Source organism: Thioclava sp. F1Mire-8, assembly GCF_002213165.1.
Taxonomy (GTDB): domain Bacteria; phylum Pseudomonadota; class Alphaproteobacteria; order Rhodobacterales; family Rhodobacteraceae; genus Thioclava; species Thioclava nitratireducens.
The window spans coordinates 42,596-60,794 of the sequence record NZ_NBNY01000007.1 but is presented as its reverse complement, the minus strand read 5'-3'; the positions used below and the strand labels follow the sequence as shown (position 1 = coordinate 60,794).

Here is an 18,199-nt window from a genome sequence, read left to right as displayed (position 1 = left end):
GCTTTACTGAGATTATCAGCGGCAAAGATGCCTGTAACGGGAACACAACCCAATACAGACGGAGCCTCCGGGCACCATAGCATCCGCCAAGCTACTGTTTTGCCTCAGCTTTATCGCAAGATGGAGCTACCGTAGAACATGGCGGAGAACAAACCTGTACCGCACTCATTTGTGAAAGATGGCGTCTACTACTTCGTGAGGCGCGTTCCCAAAGACCTGCTGCACCACTACACGTCACCGAAAATCTCTTTCTCGCTGCGTACGAGGTCGGCATCCGTCGCCACCTCCCGCGCCTTGAGAGCAGCACAGCGGCTCGACGAGCACTGGTATTTCCTCAGGATCAACAACTGCGATCTACCGGGGAAGCACATGCTGCGCCTGGCGCAGAACACCAACGCTGTCCCTGCCATGATGGCCATGCCCGCCGCTACAGCTGAAACCGTGAAGCTCTCGGAAGCCGTGGGCATCTACCTGCGGCTCAAGGGTCAGGGTCGTCCGGTCACCTTCCACCGCGCTGCTGAGCGGTCCTGCGGGTATGTCATCGACGTTTGCGGCGACAAGGACATCACTGCCTACACCAAAGCAGACGCGAACGCCTTCCGCGACGATCTGATCAAGCGCGGACTGGCAGGCAGCAGCATGACGCGCGTGTTCGGAACGGTACGCTCAGTCATCAACTTTGCTGCCGCCGAGATCGGCATCGACATCACGAACCCATTCGGCAGGGTCTACTACGACCGCAACGCAGGTGTTGAGGATCGGGAACCGCTGCCGCTCGACGTCATTCGCGCCCTACAGAGCGAGTGCCGCAAGCTCGACGATGATCTGCGCTGGCTGGTTGCCTTGGTGTCCGACACCGGGATGCGCCTCGCTGAGGCGGCAGGTCTGTTGAGGGAGGATCTCAAGCTCGATGATCCAATTCCGCATGTGGTCGTGCGAGAGCATCCGTGGCGGCGCTTGAAGACGGCAGGCAGCAACCGGAAGGTCCCGCTCGTGGGCGCAGCGCTCTGGGCCGCTCAGCGTGTCCACGACAGCGTCAAGGACAGCGAGTTCGCCTTCCCGCGATACAACAAGGGAGACCAGACCAATGCCAACTCGGCGAGCGCTGCGCTGAACAAATGGATGAAGCCATACGTCAGCGAGAAAGGGAACCACAGCACTTGCCCCCAGTGTGGGGCGTCTTTCCCATTCCGTAGCAACAAGCGCTTCTGCTCTCCCACCTGCCGCAAGCTTCACTCTCAAACGAACGCTCGCGCCAAGACCCCGGCAAATGCTGCGAACAACAGGGATGTCCATCGAGAACAGCTGGAGTTTTTCGATCTTGCAATGAGGATGGCAGAGCACCTCTATACGCTGCCGCCGTTTGAACGCTTGGGCTACATCAAAGACATTGTGGACCTTGCTCGGAGCGGGGAATGCCCGAAGGTGCGGGCCATACTGACCTGCCCAATCCTGCTCCGCCCTGATCCAGACAGGAAACAACTCTTCTGGAGGCGTTGTCCTTCGGCCTACTGCACCATCTCTCAAGCAGCAGACCGCTACTGCCGACACTTCTGGAAAGCCAGCGTCGTCGATGTGGTCAGGGGTATTGCGCCAGAGCCACCAACCGGAGAAATCCTCGATGAGCCTCGGCTTGCGGCATGACCGGGACGTTTTTGGGGTCGCATATCAGACCGCTCCGCCAGTGTTGGCCCTTCTTGCGTTTCCCCCGTGGGGTATGCTTTCTGCCCACTCTGGAGAAACACTGCGACAACGTCTGGGATACACCGCAGGGTCAGCTTGCGCCCGACAGTGGGGTTCCGCCCCCGGTCATCACGTCGACCACCACAGTTCGTCTCAGCGGCTCTACGCTGCCGTAGAACAAGCCGTAGAACACGCGGCACCTGTTGACCCCAACTGAGAGATGCGATTACCCCTGTGTTTGCTGAGGCTTGAAGCTGACGCGATGCCTGTAACGGGAGCACAACTGGGAAACCAGAACTGCCTCCGGGCACCACTTAAATACCTGATATTTAGCGAAACTTTTGCCTTATCTTGCGTTGGGTCTGCTGGCATTTCGGTCGAAATTGGCCTGGGACCCCGCCGGGGCTCCTTTCCCCAAACTACCAGATATCCGACACGTCATGCGGGTCGGGCAGCGAATCTTCTGAGGAGTTCGCTTCCCTTGCGCGGCACGTCGAAGGCAAGATTGTCAGGTCTGCGCGCCTGCTTCATTCGGCACGCATTCTTTCCGCCGGACCAAAGTTGCCCGGTTCCACCTTAAGACAGGAAATCAGCGCGCGGTTCGACTGCTCGGTCGCACGAAAATGGCCTGCACTCGATAGTCTGGTTTCGAACTCGAAGAAGACCTCGCGATTTCCGACGCTATAGCGATCTGATTACTTGGGCTGCCGTTCATAGCGCCCACAGCTGCCATGCGCCGAAGACTTCTAGGTTTCTATGGGCTGAACTTTCTGCGGCTTGTGGCTACTGCCGGATCAGGCGCACCGTGAACCCACCGGCACTCATGGCGAATGTGGCGAGCTTGCGGGCGGTATAAGCAAGCTGCACATCGAACGACTTGAAGTAAAGCGGAAAGACATACCCAGGCCCCATGGCAACTTTGTAGGACATGTCGCAGATCACCGTGTCATCGTTTTGCTTCTTCGCCGTCGTGGCCATCTGAATCACGCGTCGGCCATCATACATGGCCATCGGCGAAGGACAGGTTTTACTGTTTGCCAGCTTTGCGAAGAATTCGGTCGGGGAGATCACGCCGGGGGGGACTTTTCTGGCGTCCGTCATCTCGGTCATTTCAGAGTGTGGGGTAATCGTCACGGCCGTCACGGTGTCCGCTTTACGGACGATCGCGATATCGCGTGTTTCGCTGCCCCGACTCGTCCCAAGGTAATCGACCTCATTACCTCTGGCCTGCGTCACCGCCTCGAAGGTTCCGTCGTCCAAGCCGAACGGCGTGTTGTCGAGCGATAGCCGCAGCGTCGCATTGCTGCCTTGTCCTTCGAATTGCAGCGAGCCCAAGGGGCGGCGGCCCAGCGTGACATTGTAGATTTGCTTTTCGGCCGCAGCCGGTCCGGCCAGCAGGCCGGACAAAGCCGCAGCAAGAAGGAGAATACGTGTCATGAAATATCCGTAGTGTGCCGACATTCGCCGCGAAAGGTAAAGCTTGCCGATAAATGCGCTTCCGAAAAAAGGAATGCCAGCCTTGAATTTCTGACCGTTTGGCGCATGAGATATAGTGTGCGGGAAAACTTGCAGGAAATTGCATAGTCTTCTGGCCGCAGCAATTGGGAGGAATGCATGCTGCAAGCGCCCGAGGACGGGAGCGATCCGCTCAGGGCGGCGCGTATTCTCATCGTCGATGACGAGCCGGGGATGAGACATTTCCTCGTCAACACGCTGAATCCCCTCGCACGCCATGTGGACAGCGCAGAAGACACCCGCGCCGCCGAAGCGATGCTCGCGGTGCGCCAATATGACATAATGGTTCTCGACAATATCATGCCGGGGCAGAAAGGTCTCGACTGGCTTCAGGCGCAGCGCTCCAAGGGCGGCTTTACCGATACGATCCTGATAACGGCCTATGCCGATTTGCAGACGGCGATCGAAGCCATGCGTGCGGGTGCCTCTGACTTCCTGATCAAACCTTTCCGCTCGAACCAGATCCTGAACGCTCTGCGCAAGTGTCTGGAACTGGCGAAGTTGAGACGCGAAAATGCGCTTTTGCGGCGGGAACTGGAGACGGCCGCCAGCGGCAATCGCCGCAAGGAACTGATCGGGGCCTCGCCTGTAATTGCTGAGGTCCGAGCGCTGTTGGAGCGTGTGGCACCCTTGTCGACGCCGGTGCTCATCACCGGCCCGTCCGGGTCGGGCAAAGAAGTCGCCGCGCGCCATCTGCATGGCCGGTCCGGGCGCGGCGCGTCCCCATTCGTCGCGATCCAGTGCGGCGCCATTCCGGCGGACATGATCGAATACGAATTGTTCGGTCACGGCGCCGGAGCCTTTAACGGCGCAAAGGCCGGACGCGAAGGATTGCTTGCTCAGGCCTCGGGAGGGACCGTTTTCCTTGACGATGTCAGCGAGTTGAGCGCAAACGCGCAGACGGCGCTTCTGCGCGTGCTCGAAGACGGCGTGATCCGACCCATCGGCACCGGCCGCGACGTGCAACTGGATCTGCGTTTTGTCATCGCGTCCAGCAAGTCGCTGCAAAAGGCTGTCCAAGAGGGTCATTTCCGCGAGGACCTGCTGTTTCGCATCAACGTCATCGAGGTGGCCATGCCCCCTCTCAAGGATCGCGGCACCGATGTTCTGGACCTCGCCGAGCTGTTCCAGACCGAAATCGCGGCAGCGCTCAACCTACCGATGGTCGAGATGACCTCCGCAGTCAGGTCGGCCATGCTGCGCCACGACTGGCCTGGAAATATTCGTGAGCTGCACAATTTTGTCGAGCGCGCGCTGATCTTTGGGCGGTTCCGGCTGGAAACGCTCGGGGACGCCATTGCGCCGGGCGAAATCGCGCCTCTGGAGGACATGGAAAAGCGCGAAATTCTTCGCGCTCTCGAGGCGCTTGGCGGTAACAGGGCCGAGGCCGCACGGCGCTTGGGTGTCTCGCGCAAGACGATTGACCGAAAATGCGCGGCCTGGGGCCTGTAGGTAATGCTGCGCGCGCCAAAAGCCTTGCGATCCGTCCGCGTGCGCTTGCTGGTGATCGCGCTGCTGCCGATGCTTGTGCTCTTGCCGGTCTTGCTGGGCGGCACCATCTGGCGCTGGTCGGGCAAGGTGGACGCGATCCTGCTCAACAAGGTCACCGGCGACCTGACCATCGCGGATCAATATCTCGGGCGGCTGGTTGAGACCTCTGGTGAGCATATCGATGCCGTCGCGCGGTCTGTGGCGCTGCAAACCGCGCTCGAGAACGGCACGACCGACGCCTTTCTGGAGGAGGAACGTGCGCGGCTCGGGCTCGATTTCCTGCATATCACGCGGGATACGACGTGGCCCGTCGTAAAAGATGCGCTCGATGGGAAGTGGCAAAGCAAGATCGACGTGTTCGATGCAGATACCTTGGCAGCGATATCCCCCGATCTGGCTGCGCAAGCGGAAATTCCCTTGGTTCCCACCCGCGGCGCGGTGCCCACGGAGCGCACCGTCGAGACGCGCGGCATGGTCATTCATTCAGCCGCCCCGCTGACGCTTCCGGACGGGACGCGGGTGGCCTTGGCGGGGGGCGTCCTGCTGAACCGAAACCTCGGTTTCATCGATACGATCAACGCACTCGTCTACCGCGCCGAAAGCCTGCCCGAGGGTAGCCAAGGCACGGCGACGCTGTTTCTGGATGACGTGCGTATTTCCACTAATGTCCGCCTCTTTGAGAATGTGCGGGCGCTGGGAACGCGTGTCTCTGCCGCGGTCCGCGCACGGGTTCTGGGCGAAGGATACATCTGGCTGGATCGCGCCTTTGTCGTCAATGACTGGTATATCTCGGCCTATGAACCCATTCTCGACAGTTTCGGCACACCGGTCGGGATGCTTTATGTCGGCTTTCTCGAAGCGCCGTTCAGCGCGGCCAAGCGCAATTCGGTCATCACGCTGAGCCTTGCGTTCCTGTTCATCGCACTGGCGTCGGTTCCTGTTTTCCTGCGATGGGCCCGGCGTATCTTTCGCCCGCTCGAAGGGATGACCCGCACCATCGACCGGGTGGAAAGCGGCGATCTGGGGGCACGCAACGCTCCGGTCGAAACGGATGGCGAGATCGCACAGGTCGCACGACATTTCGACAGCCTGCTAGACCGGCTCCAACAACGCGACCGCGAGCTGCGACAATGGGGTGAGACGCTGGAGCACCGCGTGGAGGAGCGCACCCGCGAGTTGCACGAGGCCAACCAGCGGCTGGAGCGAACTACCGAACGCCTGATCATCTCCGAGAAACTGGCCGCCGTGGGCGAGATCACGGCTTCTGTCGCGCATGAAATCAACAATCCGGTCGCGGTGATCCAAGGCAATTTGGACCTTGCGCGCAGCAACCTTGGCGAGGACGGCCGCCGGGCCGAAGAAGAGTTCCGCCTGATCGACGACCAAGTCTATCGCATCGGTGTCATCGTCTCGAAGCTGCTGCATTTCGCGCGCCCCGAGGAATATTCCGGCGCAGACAGGCTGGTGGACCTCTCGCAAGTAGCCCGTGATTGCCTCGTCTTGACCCGGCACCAGATTCAGGCGGCGGGCATCACCAGTGTGGTTGAGACCGAGAGCAAGTCGCAAGTACATATGTCGCGGACGGAATTGCAGCAGGTCATCGTCAACCTGATACTGAACGCAGTCCAAGCCATGCCCGGCGGCGGGACACTTCGCGTGGCCACGGCCGAGGACGCCGGCGAGGTCATTCTGAGCGTAGAGGATACCGGCACCGGCATCGACCCGTCGGTCCTACCGCGCATCTTCGACCCGTTTTTCACCACCAAGCAGGCGCAGGGCACGGGACTGGGCCTGTCGATCAGCCAGCAACTCGTGAGTCGCGCCGGCGGACGGATTTCCGTGCGCTCGATGCCCGGAGGTGGCAGCCGGTTTGAAATCGTCCTGCCCGCCGCTGTTGCCGATTGATCCGGACACAATGACCAGATTTCGCGGACCCGCGTCGGGTGGGTCGGGACAAAATGTCCAACTTATTCGAAAGCGAGAGAGCGCGGCAGGACATTGTGTCCTCATAAGTAACTGATAACAAATAATAATTTTCTTGACAACGCAAGGGCTGAATTGCCTGCTTATGTCCGCGCATGCCGTTGCATGCCGCCGGAGCGGCTCGGGGAGGAGACCGGGGCGTTCCGTCAAGAACATGGGAGGAAACTAAATGAGCAACGCTTCTGGCGGGGCGCTGGGCTTTTTGCACAAAAGCCACATCGTCGCCGAACCCGGTTTCAACCGCTGGCGGGTTCCGCCGGCATCCATCGCCATTCATCTGTGCATCGGCTCCGTCTACGCCTGGTCGGTGTTCAACCCGGCGCTGACCCGCGCGTTGGGCGTGGTCGCGCCCGCCGCCGAAGACTGGTCGCTGAGCTCGGTCGTCTGGATCTTCTCGGTCGCGATCGTGTTTCTGGGCCTCGCCGCGGCCTTCGCGGGCAAGTGGCTGGAAGACGTCGGGCCGCGCATGGTCGGCGTGGTGGCCGCGTTCCTTTGGGGCGGCGGTTTCATCATCGGCTCGTTCGGCATCGCCGCGCACCAGCTTTGGCTGATCTATCTGGGTTACGGCGTGCTGGGCGGTTGCGGGCTGGGGCTGGGCTATGTCTCGCCGGTGTCGACGCTGATCCGCTGGTTCCCCGACCGGCGGGGCATGGCGACGGGCATGGCGATCATGGGCTTCGGCGGCGGCGCGATGATCGCGGCTCCGGTGCAAGGCTGGCTGCTGGGCGTGTTCCAGAAGGCCCCCGACTTCCTCGGCGCGCGAGACGCTGTCGCGACCGTGGTCGAGAACGGTCGTGTCTTTGCCGAAACCGCCGCGGGCAAGGTCGAGGTCGTGGTGGCCAGTGCCGCGCAAGCAGCGGATTTCGGCGGTCAGGCGGGTGTCTATGTCGTGGGCACCGGCAATACGGGGGCGGCACAGACTTTCATGACGCTGGGCATCGTCTATTTCATCGTCATGATCCTGGCCTCGTTCCAGTATCGCGTGCCTGCCGAAGACTGGAAGCCCGCCGGATGGCAGCCCAAGCCCGTCGCCTCGGGCATGGTGTCTCAGAACAACGTCCATATCGATCAGTCGCTGAAGACGCCGCAGTTCTGGCAGATGTGGCTCATGCTGTGCTTCAACGTGACCGCCGGTATCGGCGTGATCGGCGTGGCCAAAACCATGATGTCGGAAATCTTCGGCACGGTGATGCCGTTGGTGGTCACGGCAGCGTTCGCCTCGACCTACGTGCTGATGATCTCGGTCTTCAATATGGTGGGGCGTTTCTTCTGGGCGTCGACCTCGGACTACATCGGGCGCAAGGCGACATACATGTGCTTCTTCCTCTTGGGCACGATCCTGTATCTGTCGATCCCCTATTTCGCCACAGCCGTGGCCACCAACCCGTCGATCGTCTACCTGATCGGCTTCTACGCCGCGACGATGATCATCTTCTCGATGTATGGCGGCGGGTTCGCGACGATCCCGGCATACCTCGCGGACATGTTCGGAACCATGCATGTGGGCGGCATCCACGGGCGGCTGCTGACGGCGTGGTCCACCGCGGGCGTGCTGGGGCCACTGGCCATCACCTCGCTGCGGCAGATGTCGGTGACGAACGCGATCCAGGATCTGGCCGCCAAGGTCGATCCGGCGGCCTTTGCCGAGAAATTCGGCGCCCCGTTGACGCAATTGGATCAGCTGGCCGCGGCCAAGACCGTGACTATCGCCAAGCTGATGGAAATCGCGCCCGCCGGCACGATTGACCCGACCCCGTCGCTCTACAACACCACCATGTATTGCATGGCGGCGCTGTTGGTCGTGGCGTTCTTTGCCAACCTGATGATGAAGCCCGTCAAGGAACACCACCACCACGACGAACCGGAACTGCAAGCCGTTCCGGGTGAATGATGAAATCGGGCCGGGGCGTGCGTTGCGCGCCCCGGCCTTCTATGTGAGCGCCGCAGGAAAGACCGCCGATGCTGGAAAAGCTGGAAATGTTCATCGCGCTGGCCAAAGAGGGGCATTTCGGGCGTGCGGCCGAGCGGATGAATATCGCGCAACCGACGCTGTCCGCCGGGATCAAGCAGCTGGAAGCGCAGCTGGGCGTGCAGCTGGTGCATCGTGGCTCGCGGTTTGGCGGGCTGACACCTGAAGGCCAGACCGCCTTGTCCTGGGCCAAGCGCATCGTCGAGGATGCGCGGCAATTGCAAGACGAGATGCGGAACAGTCGGCACGGCTTGACTGGCGAGGTGCGGCTGGCGGTGATCCCCACCGCGCAGACCTGGGCCGGGCGGCTTTGCACCACCTTCGCCAAGCGTCATCCGGGCGTGCGCTTCACCATCCTGTCGCGCAACTCGCGCGAGATCCTGCAAATGCTCGACGATTTCGAGGCCGATGCCGGGATTTCCTACTTGGAAAACGAGCCTCTCGGCCGGGTCGATACTGCAGAACTCTATGACGAAAGCTATATAGTCGTCTGTGCCCGCAATTCTCCATTTGCGGATAAGCCCAAGATGTCGTGGTCCGACCTGAAAGGGCAGACGCTGGCACTGCTGACACCTGACATGCAGAACCGGCGGATCATCAATCGGCTCTTTGCCGAAAGCGGCGTCACCCCGGCGACCCGTATCGAGGCGAATTCCATCATCGCGCTCGTCGCGAGCGTGGCGTCGGGCCATTGCATGACCGTGCTGCCCCAGGACGTGGCCGAGTTCGTCGCGGGCGGCAAGGACGTCGCGCTGGTGCCGCTCGAAGGCGCGTCGCGGCCACAGAAGGTCGCGCTGATCCTGCCGCAGCGTGACCCGCGAACCCCCGTTCTGTCGGCGCTTCTAGCCGAAGCCAGGCGCCTGCCCGCCGCTTGATCCAAAATTCCTATCGCCCCACGGAACGCCGTTATTGATCAGCGCTCCCTACCGTGTGCCAACGTATGCCAAATTGGAGGACGACAGCCATGGCCCAGCCTGCCACCGTTATCGACGGCGACGAGATCGCTCGGATCGTCGACGCCCACCGCGCCCTCGAAGGGCCGCTTCTGCCGATGCTGCATGCTTTGCAGGAGGCGTTCGGGTATATCCCCACGCAGGCTCACGGGGCGATCTGTGATGCCCTGAACATCACCCGCGCCGAATTGCATGGCGTGATTACTTTTTACCATGACTTCCGCGAAAAGCCCGCCGGGCGTCATGTTCTGAAAATCTGTCGCGCCGAGGCCTGCCGGTCGGTTGGCGGCGCGGCGGTGGCCGATGCGCTGCTGGCCAAGCTGGGGCTCGAATGGCACGACACCACCGCCAATGGCGCGGTGACGATCGAGCCGGTTTATTGCCTTGGGATGTGTGCCTGTGCGCCCGCCGCGATGGTGGATGACCGGGTGGTGGGGCGCGTCGATGCCGCGAAACTGGACAAGCTGCTGGCGGAGATCGACGCATGAAAATTTACGTTCCGATGGACAGCGCGGCCAAGGCACTGGGGGCCGAGGAAGTGGTTTCCGCCCTGCGCGCTGCGGCCCCCGAGGCACAGATCGTGCGGACCGGCTCACGCGGGATGATCTGGCTGGAACCGCTGGTCGAGGTCGAAGTGGATGGCGTGCGCCACGGTTTTGGTCCTGCCGAGCCGTCCGATGTGGCGGGTATTCTGGATGGTAGCAGCGCCAAGGCGCTTGGCCCGGTCGAAAACCTTGACTGGATGAAGCGCCAGACCCGCCTCACCTTTGCCCGTGTCGGCGTGATCGATCCGCTGTCGCTGGCCGATTATCGGGCGCATGGTGGCCTTGCCGGGCTGCGCCGCGCGCTGGCGATGACCGGGCAGGAGATCGTTGACGAAGTCAAGACGTCCGGCCTGCGCGGAAGGGGTGGCGCTGGCTTCCCAACCGGCATCAAGTGGCAGACCGTGCACGATGCTGACGCGCCGCAGAAATACATCGTCTGCAACGCCGACGAAGGCGACAGCGCGACCTTTGCCGACCGCATGCTGATGGAAGGCGACCCCTTTACCCTGATCGAGGGCATGACCATCGCCGGGATCGGCGTCGGTGCCACCAAGGGCTACGTCTACCTGCGCTCGGAATATCCTGACGCGATTGCCGTGATGACCCGTGCGGTGGAGGTCGCCCGGGCCGAGGGGCTGCTGGGCCCTGACGTTCTGGGCTCTGGCCGCGCCTTCGAGATGGAAATCCGCAAAGGCGCGGGCGCCTATGTCTGCGGCGAGGAAACGTCATTGCTCAACTCGCTCGAAGGTAAGCGCGGCGTAGTCCGTGCCAAGCCGCCGCTGCCCGCGCTCGAGGGGTTCCTTGGACGCCCGACCGTGGTTAACAACGTCATCAGCCTCGCTACGGTGCCGGTAATCTTCGAAAAGGGCGCGCAGGCCTATGCCGATTTCGGCCTTGGCCGGTCGCGTGGGACCGTGACGCTGCAGATCGCAGGCAACGTGGCGCGCGGCGGGCTGTTCGAAACCGCCTTTGGCATCAGCCTCGGAGAGGTGGTCAACGATCTCGGGGGCGGCACTCTGTCGGGCCGTCCGGTCAAGGCGGTGCAGGTTGGCGGGCCGCTGGGGGCCTACATGCCGCTCAGCAAGTTCGACACACTGCTGGGCTACGAGGAGTTCGACGCGGCGGGCGGGTTGATCGGCCATGCGGGCCTGACCGTCTTTGACGACACCACCGACATGCTGGGCATGGCGCGCTTCGCGATGGAGTTCTGCGCCATCGAAAGCTGTGGCAAATGCACCCCCTGCCGGATCGGCGCGGTGCGCGGTGTCGAAACCATCGACCGCATCGCACAGGGCGACGCCGACGCGCTGCCGCTGCTGGCCGACCTGTGCGAGACGATGAAGGACGGTTCGCTCTGCGCGCTGGGAGGCTTTACGCCGTTTCCGGTCATGTCCGCCGTCACCCATTTCCCCGACGATTTCGCTCGCCTGAAGGAGGCCGCCGAATGAAGGATTTCATCATTCCAGTCGACCGCGACATGGGCACGCCCGCCAGAAAGGGCAAGCCGGTCACCCTGACCATCGACGGGTTCGAGGTCACGGTGCCCGAGGGCACGTCGGTGCTGCGCGCCGCTGCCGAAATCGGCATCCAAATCCCCAAGCTCTGTGCTTCGGACAATCTTGAGGCGTTCGGATCCTGCCGCCTTTGCGCTGTGGAAATCGAAGGCCGCCGGGGCACCCCGGCCTCCTGCACGACGCCGGTCGCGCCGGGCATGGTGGTGGACACCAACTCGACCAAGGTGCGCAAGATCCGCAAGGGCGTGATGGAGCTTTATATCTCCGACCATCCGCTGGACTGCCTGACCTGCTCGGCCAATGGCGACTGCGAGTTGCAGGACATGGCGGGCGCTGTCGGGCTGCGCGACGTGCGCTACAAGGCGCCGGAAAACGGCGGCTTGGCCAATCACTTCTCCGCCCGCAACACCAGCGGCGAGGCCAATCCCGAATGGCTGCCCAAGGACGACTCCAACCCGTATTTCAGCTACGATCCGTCCAAGTGCATCGTCTGCAACCGCTGCGTCCGCGCCTGCGAAGAGGTGCAGGGCACCTTTGCTCTGACCATCGCGGGGCGCGGGTTTGACAGCCGCGTGTCGGCGGGTGGCGCCGGCGATGACTTCCTGTCGTCGGATTGCGTGTCCTGCGGAGCCTGCGTGCAGGCCTGCCCGACCGCGACCTTGCAGGAAAAATCCATCATCGAGATGGGCACGCCGGATCGGTCCGTCGTGACCACCTGCGCCTATTGCGGCGTGGGCTGCTCGTTCAAGGCGGAAATGCAGGGCGACGATCTCGTCCGGATGGTCCCCTACAAGCACGGCAAGGCCAATCGTGGGCACAGCTGCGTCAAGGGCCGCTTTGCCTATGGCTATGCCAACCACCGCGACCGCATCCTCAACCCGATGATCCGCGACACCATCGACGAGCCGTGGCGCGAAGTCAGCTGGGACGAGGCGCTGACCTTTGCCGCGAACCGCCTGCGCGCGTTGCAGGACACCTATGGCAAGAAGTCCATCGGAGTGATCACCTCCAGCCGCTGCACCAACGAGGAAACCTTCCTCGTGCAGAAACTGACCCGCGCGGTGTTCGGCAACAACAACACCGACACCTGCGCCCGCGTTTGCCATTCGCCGACCGGCTACGGGCTGGGCCAGACCTTTGGCACCAGCGCTGGCACACAGGATTTCGACAGCGTCGAGCAAACCGATGTGGTGATCGTCATCGGCGCGAACCCGACCGACGGCCATCCGGTCTTCGCCAGCCGCCTGAAAAAGCGCCTGCGCGCCGGGGCCAAGCTGATCGTGATCGACCCACGCCGCATCGACCTTGTGAAATCGGCGCATATCGAGGCCTCTCATCATCTGGCCCTGACGCCGGGCACCAACGTCGCCGTCGTCACCGCCCTGGCACACGTGATCGTCACCGAAGGCCTGATGGACGAGGCGTTCATCCGCGAACGTTGTGACTGGGACGAATTCCAGGTCTATGCCGAGTTCGTCTCGGAGGCCCGACACAGCCCCGAGGCGACCCAGCTTCTGACCGGCGTTCCCGCTGAGGAACTGCGTGCTGCGGCCCGTACCTTTGCCCGTGGCGGCAACGGCGCGATCTATTACGGGCTGGGCGTGACCGAGCATTCGCAGGGCTCGACCACCGTTATGGGAATTGCCAACCTCGCAATGCTGACCGGCAATATCGGCCGTCCCGGTGTGGGCGTGAATCCGCTGCGCGGGCAGAACAACGTGCAGGGCTCGTGCGACATGGGGTCCTTCCCGCATGAGCTGCCGGGCTATCGCCACGTGAAACTGCCCGAGGTGCGCGAGATTTTCGAAACCATCTGGGGCGTTCAGATCGACCCGGAGCCCGGCCTGCGCATCCCCAACATGCTGGATGCGGCAGTCGAGGGCAGCTTCAAGGGGCTCTATTGTCAGGGCGAGGACATCCTGCAATCCGACCCCGACACCAAACATGTGGCGGCCGGGTTGGCGGCTATGGACTGCGTTATCGTGCATGACCTCTTCCTGAACGAGACGGCGAATTACGCCCATGTCTTCCTGCCGGGATCGACTTTCCTCGAGAAGGACGGAACCTTCACCAACGCCGAACGCCGCATCAATCGCGTGCGTCGGGTCATGGCACCCAAGAATGGCTACGCTGACTGGGAAGTCACGCAACTCTTGGCGAATGCCATGGGGGCAGGGTGGTCTTATACCCATCCCAGCCAAATCATGGACGAGATCGCTGCGACGACGCCCTCTTTTGCGGGTGTGGACTACGCCCTTCTGGAGGAAAAGGGCTCCATCCAATGGCCCTGCAACGAAGACCACCCGGAGGGCACACCGTTGATGCATGTCGACGGCTTCGTGCGGGGTAAGGGGCGTTTCATCGTCACCGAATACGTGGCCACAGACGAGAAGACCGGCCCACGCTTCCCGCTGCTGCTGACCACCGGGCGCATCCTGTCGCAATACAATGTGGGGGCCCAGACCCGGCGCACCGACAACGTGGTGTGGCATGACGGCGACGTGCTGGAGATCCACCCGCATGACGCCGAGAACCGTGGCCTGAACGATGGTGACTGGGTAAAGCTGGCCTCGCGGTCGGGCGAGACGACGTTGAAGGCAAAGGTGACAGATCGCGTCAGCCCTGGCGTTGTCTACACGACCTTCCACCACCCCGATACGCAGGCCAACGTCATCACCACCGACTATTCCGACTGGGCCACCAACTGCCCGGAATACAAGGTAACGGCAGTCCAGGTCTCGCCCTCAAACGGGCCGACGGACTGGCAGGAGGATTACGCGGCACAGGCCGAACGCTCGCGCCGCATCCTGCCCGCGGCGGAATGAGTTTGCGGACGCATGTCGGGGCGCCGGGCCGGGCGCCCGCGCAAAGTGGCGCTGATCCAGGCGGGCCACGGCGCGGTTGCAATCAGCTCCCAGCTCTCTGTCGAGCGGGCTGGGATCACACTTGCCGCGTCCACCCGCGGCCGGTGGCTGGCCTTTATTCCCATCCAAATCGTATCAATGAAGAGGCTGCAAATGTCGCCTGACAAGATGATCCGCATGGCGAACCAGATCGCCACCTTCTTCAAGACCCAGCCGGGCGACGATGCCCCCGCCAAAGTTGCCGCCCACATCGCCGACTTCTGGGAGCCGCGCATGCGCGCGCAGTTGCGGGACTATGCAGCCGCCGGCGGCGAGGGGCTGGACGACATCGTCTTGAAAGCGGTCCCACTGGTCTGAAAGGTCATGAATGGCGTCTTCGTCGAAAGCCGGCCTGCACCGGCTCGGCGGACGCCGGACGCACCTTTGATATCGCTCCGTCAATAGGCGCCCGAGGTCGGTGCTTGAATGCCAGCTTCCACCGTCGGAGGGATGTGGCCGAGAGGGTCAGACCGAAGCGAAGGCTCCATGGAAGCGTGATGCCAGCCGAAGCGAGGCTTTAATCGGTCGTAAGTGGCGCTCTCAAATGCGACTGCCGCGCAACGAAAGGACAGGCCATGCGCTCGACGCGCGGAAGCAGGGTCGATTTCGCCCGCAGCTGCTGGGCGCACCATCGTCCCATCTCGCCATGCGGAAGAAGCACCGTCGAGAGCGCGGGCGAGAGGTGCTGCGCAATCTCCTGGTCGTCATAACCGACCACGGCGATATCCGCTCCGACGTGCACGCCGTGTTCCTTCAGCGCTTCGTAACACCCGAGTGCGGTCAGGTCGTTGGCGCAGAAAATCGCCTCGGGGGGCGCATCGAGGGAGAGCAACTCGCGGGTTTCGCGGTAGCCGCCGCTCGGCATGAAATTCCCCTGTCGGATCAACTCGGGTTCAGGCTCCAATCCGCTTTCGTGCATCGCGCGGATGAAACCCTCCTGACGCTGCTCGGACGCCTCCATCCAGGCTTCACCCGCGATGAAGGCGATCCGTCGATAGCCCTCGCCGATCAGGGCCATGGTCGCGGCGTGGCCGCCGCGCCGCTCCGCAGGCACCACCGCGCGGAACAGGCCTTCCTTGTCATGGCAATTGAGCAGCACAGCGCGATGCTTGCGAAGCGCGAGATGTGGTGACACCTCGCGCGTCAGGATCGAGGCATAGACCACCCCGTCGATCCCGTCGCGTTGCCATTTCTGCAGGACCTGCTGCTCGTAGCCCGGATCGCCACCGGTCATTGCGATCTCGACAAGCGCGCCGTCGGACCAGGCCTGCTCCTGGAACGCCTCGATGGAGATGGACGCGAAGGGGCTCGTCGCGATTTCGTCGATCATGAAGCCGTAAGTCGTCGGGCGGCTGCGCGACGGCGGGCGCCCGGCAGAACGGTATCGATAATCCAATGTCTCGGCGGCCTTGAGAACCCGATCCCGAGTCTCCTTGCCGATCCGCATGTCTTCCTGCCCGTTCAGCACGAACGATACCGTCGATTGCGACACCCCGGCTGCGAGAGCCACGTCTTTCATCGTCACTTTCGCTTTTTTTTGCTTTTTCTTTTCAGGCTCTTGCATCGGGGAAATCCAGGGTCCGAGGAAAATTTGTTGACAGGCGACGGTCTCTATCTGACATTGCTAATATTATTAGCACAAGGGCTAATGCGAGCTTTGGGAGGAGGCGCATGGCACGGCAAACGATCGGGAAACGCAAAAGGACGCTCTCGCAGCAGCAGGCGGCATGGGCGCTTCTGGCCCCATTTCTCGCCACCTATTGCGCCTTTCTCGTCTACCCTTTCTTCAAAGGCGTCTGGATCAGCCTGCATGACTGGAACCTCCTCGCGGTGGCGATGAACCCCGCGGCGGCGAAATGGGTCGGGCTGCACAATTACGTTCACATGCTGTGGGGACGAAACATCACCTGGGGGCCGGTCTCGCACCCCCTCATTCAGCTTCTCGCGCTTGCCGTTCTGGCCGGTGCGTTTGGACTTCACCGGGCGGGTCGTTTGAGTGGCCGCAGCGCGATCCCGATCGCGATCGCGGCGCTACTCATCTTTCTCCTCCTCGGCTTCACGCCCGGTGAAGGCGGTCGCTGGTTCGATCGCAGGTTCTGGCCGACCGTCGGCAACACGGTGCTGTTCGTGGCGCTCGCAGCCCCCGGCACCACGATTGCGGCGCTTCTGCTGGCGGCAGCGCTCAATCGCGAGACCCGGATGATGGCCGTGTTCCGCACCTTGTTCTTCCTGAGCCAGGTTCTCTCGGTGACGGTCGTAACCCTGATCTGGCAGATCATGTTCTCGCCTACGCAGGGGCTGATCGACAACGTGATCCAGGTATTCGGCGGGTCTCCGGTCAGCTGGCTCACGGATCCGCATTTCGCGATGCTGGCGATCGTGGTCACGACGATCTGGTGGTCGCTCGGCATCGCCATGATCCTGTTCCTCGCCGGGATGCAGGACATCAACCGCGAAATCTACGAGGCGGCGGCCCTCGACAATGCGCGAGGATGGAAATCGTTCTGGTTCATCACCCTGCCGAACCTCAAACGGACCATCACGCTCGTCGTCGTCTTGCAGATCATTCTGCATTTCCAGGTCTTCGGGCAGTCGCACCTGATGACGCAGGGCGGCCCGGATGACCGCACGCAGGTGCTGGTGCGCTACATCTACCAGTCGGCTTTCCGCGACAGCGAGATCGGGCGCGCCTCGGCCATGGCGGTCTTTCTCTTCGCGATCATGAGCGTCTTCGCCGTGATCCAGTTCCTCATCGGTCGGGAGAAAAGCGAATGACGTCGAAACGTAGCTATTACTGGCTTTGCATAGCGCTCGCCGTTCCCGCCTTTATCTGGCTCGTGCCGACGCTCTGGATGGTATCGCTCTCGTTCCAGCCGAACGAGGTTCTGGCGCGAACCACCGCTTCGACCTGGCTGGGGATGATTCCGATCCCCTTCACGTGGGACAATTACGCGAAGCTCTTTTCCTTCGGGGATACGCCGCGTTGGTTTCTCAATTCGATCGTCGTGGCGGGGGGCATGACCTTCGCGGTGCTCGCCGTCTCGACGACTGCAGGTTATGCGCTCGCACGGCTCCAATTTCGGTTCAAGACGGCCATCACCATCTTCATCCTGCTCGGTCTGATGGTGCCGGAACAGGCGATCTTCATTCCGCTCTATACGATGTTTGCCAATTTCGGTTGGCACAACAGCTATGGCGCGCTGATCCTGCCGCGGGTGGCAGTGCCGATCGGCGTCTTTCTGATGATGCAGTTCTTCAAGGCCGCGCCGAAGGATATCGAGGATGCTGCGCGCATCGACGGGGTAGGGCCGTTCCAAATCTTCTGGTTCGTGATGCTGCCCCTCGCGCGTCCCGCAATGATGACCCTCGCGATCCTGACGTTTCTCTACGCGTGGAACGACTATCTCTGGCCGCTGGTTTCGGCGAGCCACAAGGAGATGTTCACCATCACGCTGGGCCTTGCGAGCCTGCAATCGAACTTCGCGCAATCGGAAGGGCTGGGCCGCGTGATGGCCTCGGGTGTGATCGCCTCGCTTCCGGTCGTCGTCCTTTTCCTGATCTTCCAGCGCTACGTCGTGCAAGCGATGACCGTAGGCGGAAGCAAGGGATAACCGGGGCGCACTTGCCCCATTCAAACGGGAGG

13 protein-coding genes are annotated in these 18,199 nt (G+C 62.3%); 11 read left to right on the top strand and 2 right to left on the bottom strand.

Annotation, left to right across the window (positions count from 1 at the left end; genetic code table 11):
- Positions 1-138: 138 nt before the first annotated feature.
- Positions 139-1,644 (top strand): DUF6538 domain-containing protein, encoded by a 1,506-nt coding sequence (locus B6V75_RS18005; protein ID WP_088720614.1) that lies wholly within the window; start codon positions 139-141, stop codon positions 1,642-1,644.
- 822 nt (positions 1,645-2,466) lie between these two features.
- Here the strand turns inward: B6V75_RS18005 and B6V75_RS18000 are convergent.
- Positions 2,467-3,120, bottom strand: coding sequence for a hypothetical protein (locus B6V75_RS18000; protein WP_146735151.1), 654 nt, complete (start codon positions 3,118-3,120; stop codon positions 2,467-2,469).
- 177 nt (positions 3,121-3,297) lie between these two features.
- Between B6V75_RS18000 and B6V75_RS17995 the strand changes: the two genes are divergently transcribed.
- From B6V75_RS17995 to B6V75_RS17960, 8 genes are all read left to right on the top strand, one after another.
- Positions 3,298-4,650, top strand: a complete 1,353-nt coding sequence (locus B6V75_RS17995) for a sigma-54 dependent transcriptional regulator (protein ID WP_088720612.1) — start codon at positions 3,298-3,300, stop codon at positions 4,648-4,650.
- Positions 4,651-4,653: 3 nt separating this feature from the next.
- Complete coding sequence (locus tag B6V75_RS17990) at positions 4,654-6,594, top strand: ATP-binding protein (protein WP_088720611.1); 1,941 nt, start codon at positions 4,654-4,656, stop codon at positions 6,592-6,594.
- Positions 6,595-6,841: 247 nt separating this feature from the next.
- Positions 6,842-8,563 carry an OFA family MFS transporter gene (locus B6V75_RS17985; RefSeq protein ID WP_088720610.1) on the top strand — a complete coding sequence of 574 codons (1,722 nt, stop codon included), beginning with the start codon at positions 6,842-6,844 and terminating at the stop codon, positions 8,561-8,563.
- Between the two features lie 68 nt (positions 8,564-8,631).
- A complete protein-coding gene (locus tag B6V75_RS17980) occupies positions 8,632-9,516 on the top strand; it encodes a LysR family transcriptional regulator (protein WP_088720609.1) in 885 nt (294 codons plus the stop codon).
- 89 nt (positions 9,517-9,605) lie between these two features.
- Positions 9,606-10,082 carry a formate dehydrogenase subunit gamma gene (locus B6V75_RS17975; protein WP_088720608.1) on the top strand — a complete coding sequence of 159 codons (477 nt, stop codon included), beginning with the start codon at positions 9,606-9,608 and terminating at the stop codon, positions 10,080-10,082.
- The gene (locus B6V75_RS17970; RefSeq protein WP_088720607.1) at positions 10,079-11,587 is read left to right on the top strand and encodes a formate dehydrogenase beta subunit; all 1,509 of its coding nucleotides are present in this window, start codon (positions 10,079-10,081) and stop codon (positions 11,585-11,587) included. Before B6V75_RS17975 ends, B6V75_RS17970 begins: the two co-directional genes overlap by 4 nt.
- Positions 11,584-14,478 carry a formate dehydrogenase subunit alpha gene (fdhF, locus tag B6V75_RS17965; RefSeq protein ID WP_088720606.1) on the top strand — a complete coding sequence of 965 codons (2,895 nt, stop codon included), beginning with the start codon at positions 11,584-11,586 and terminating at the stop codon, positions 14,476-14,478. The genes B6V75_RS17970 and fdhF overlap by 4 nt, the downstream gene beginning before the upstream one ends.
- 192 nt (positions 14,479-14,670) lie before the next feature.
- Entirely contained in the window at positions 14,671-14,874 is a 204-nt protein-coding gene (locus B6V75_RS17960; protein ID WP_088720615.1) for a formate dehydrogenase subunit delta, read from the top strand.
- A gap of 199 nt (positions 14,875-15,073) precedes the next feature.
- Here the strand turns inward: B6V75_RS17960 and B6V75_RS17955 are convergent, their stop codons facing one another.
- On the bottom strand, positions 15,074-16,075 hold the full coding sequence (locus B6V75_RS17955; RefSeq protein ID WP_168174512.1) for a LacI family DNA-binding transcriptional regulator: 1,002 nt from the start codon (positions 16,073-16,075) through the stop codon (positions 15,074-15,076).
- Positions 16,076-16,227: 152 nt separating this feature from the next.
- Between B6V75_RS17955 and B6V75_RS17950 the strand changes: the two genes are divergently transcribed.
- A complete protein-coding gene (locus B6V75_RS17950; protein ID WP_088720604.1) occupies positions 16,228-17,331 on the top strand; it encodes a sugar ABC transporter permease in 1,104 nt (367 codons plus the stop codon).
- Positions 17,328-18,167 (top strand): carbohydrate ABC transporter permease, encoded by an 840-nt coding sequence (locus B6V75_RS17945; protein WP_088720603.1) that lies wholly within the window; start codon positions 17,328-17,330, stop codon positions 18,165-18,167. The genes B6V75_RS17950 and B6V75_RS17945 overlap by 4 nt, the downstream gene beginning before the upstream one ends.
- Positions 18,168-18,199: the final 32 nt, after the last annotated feature.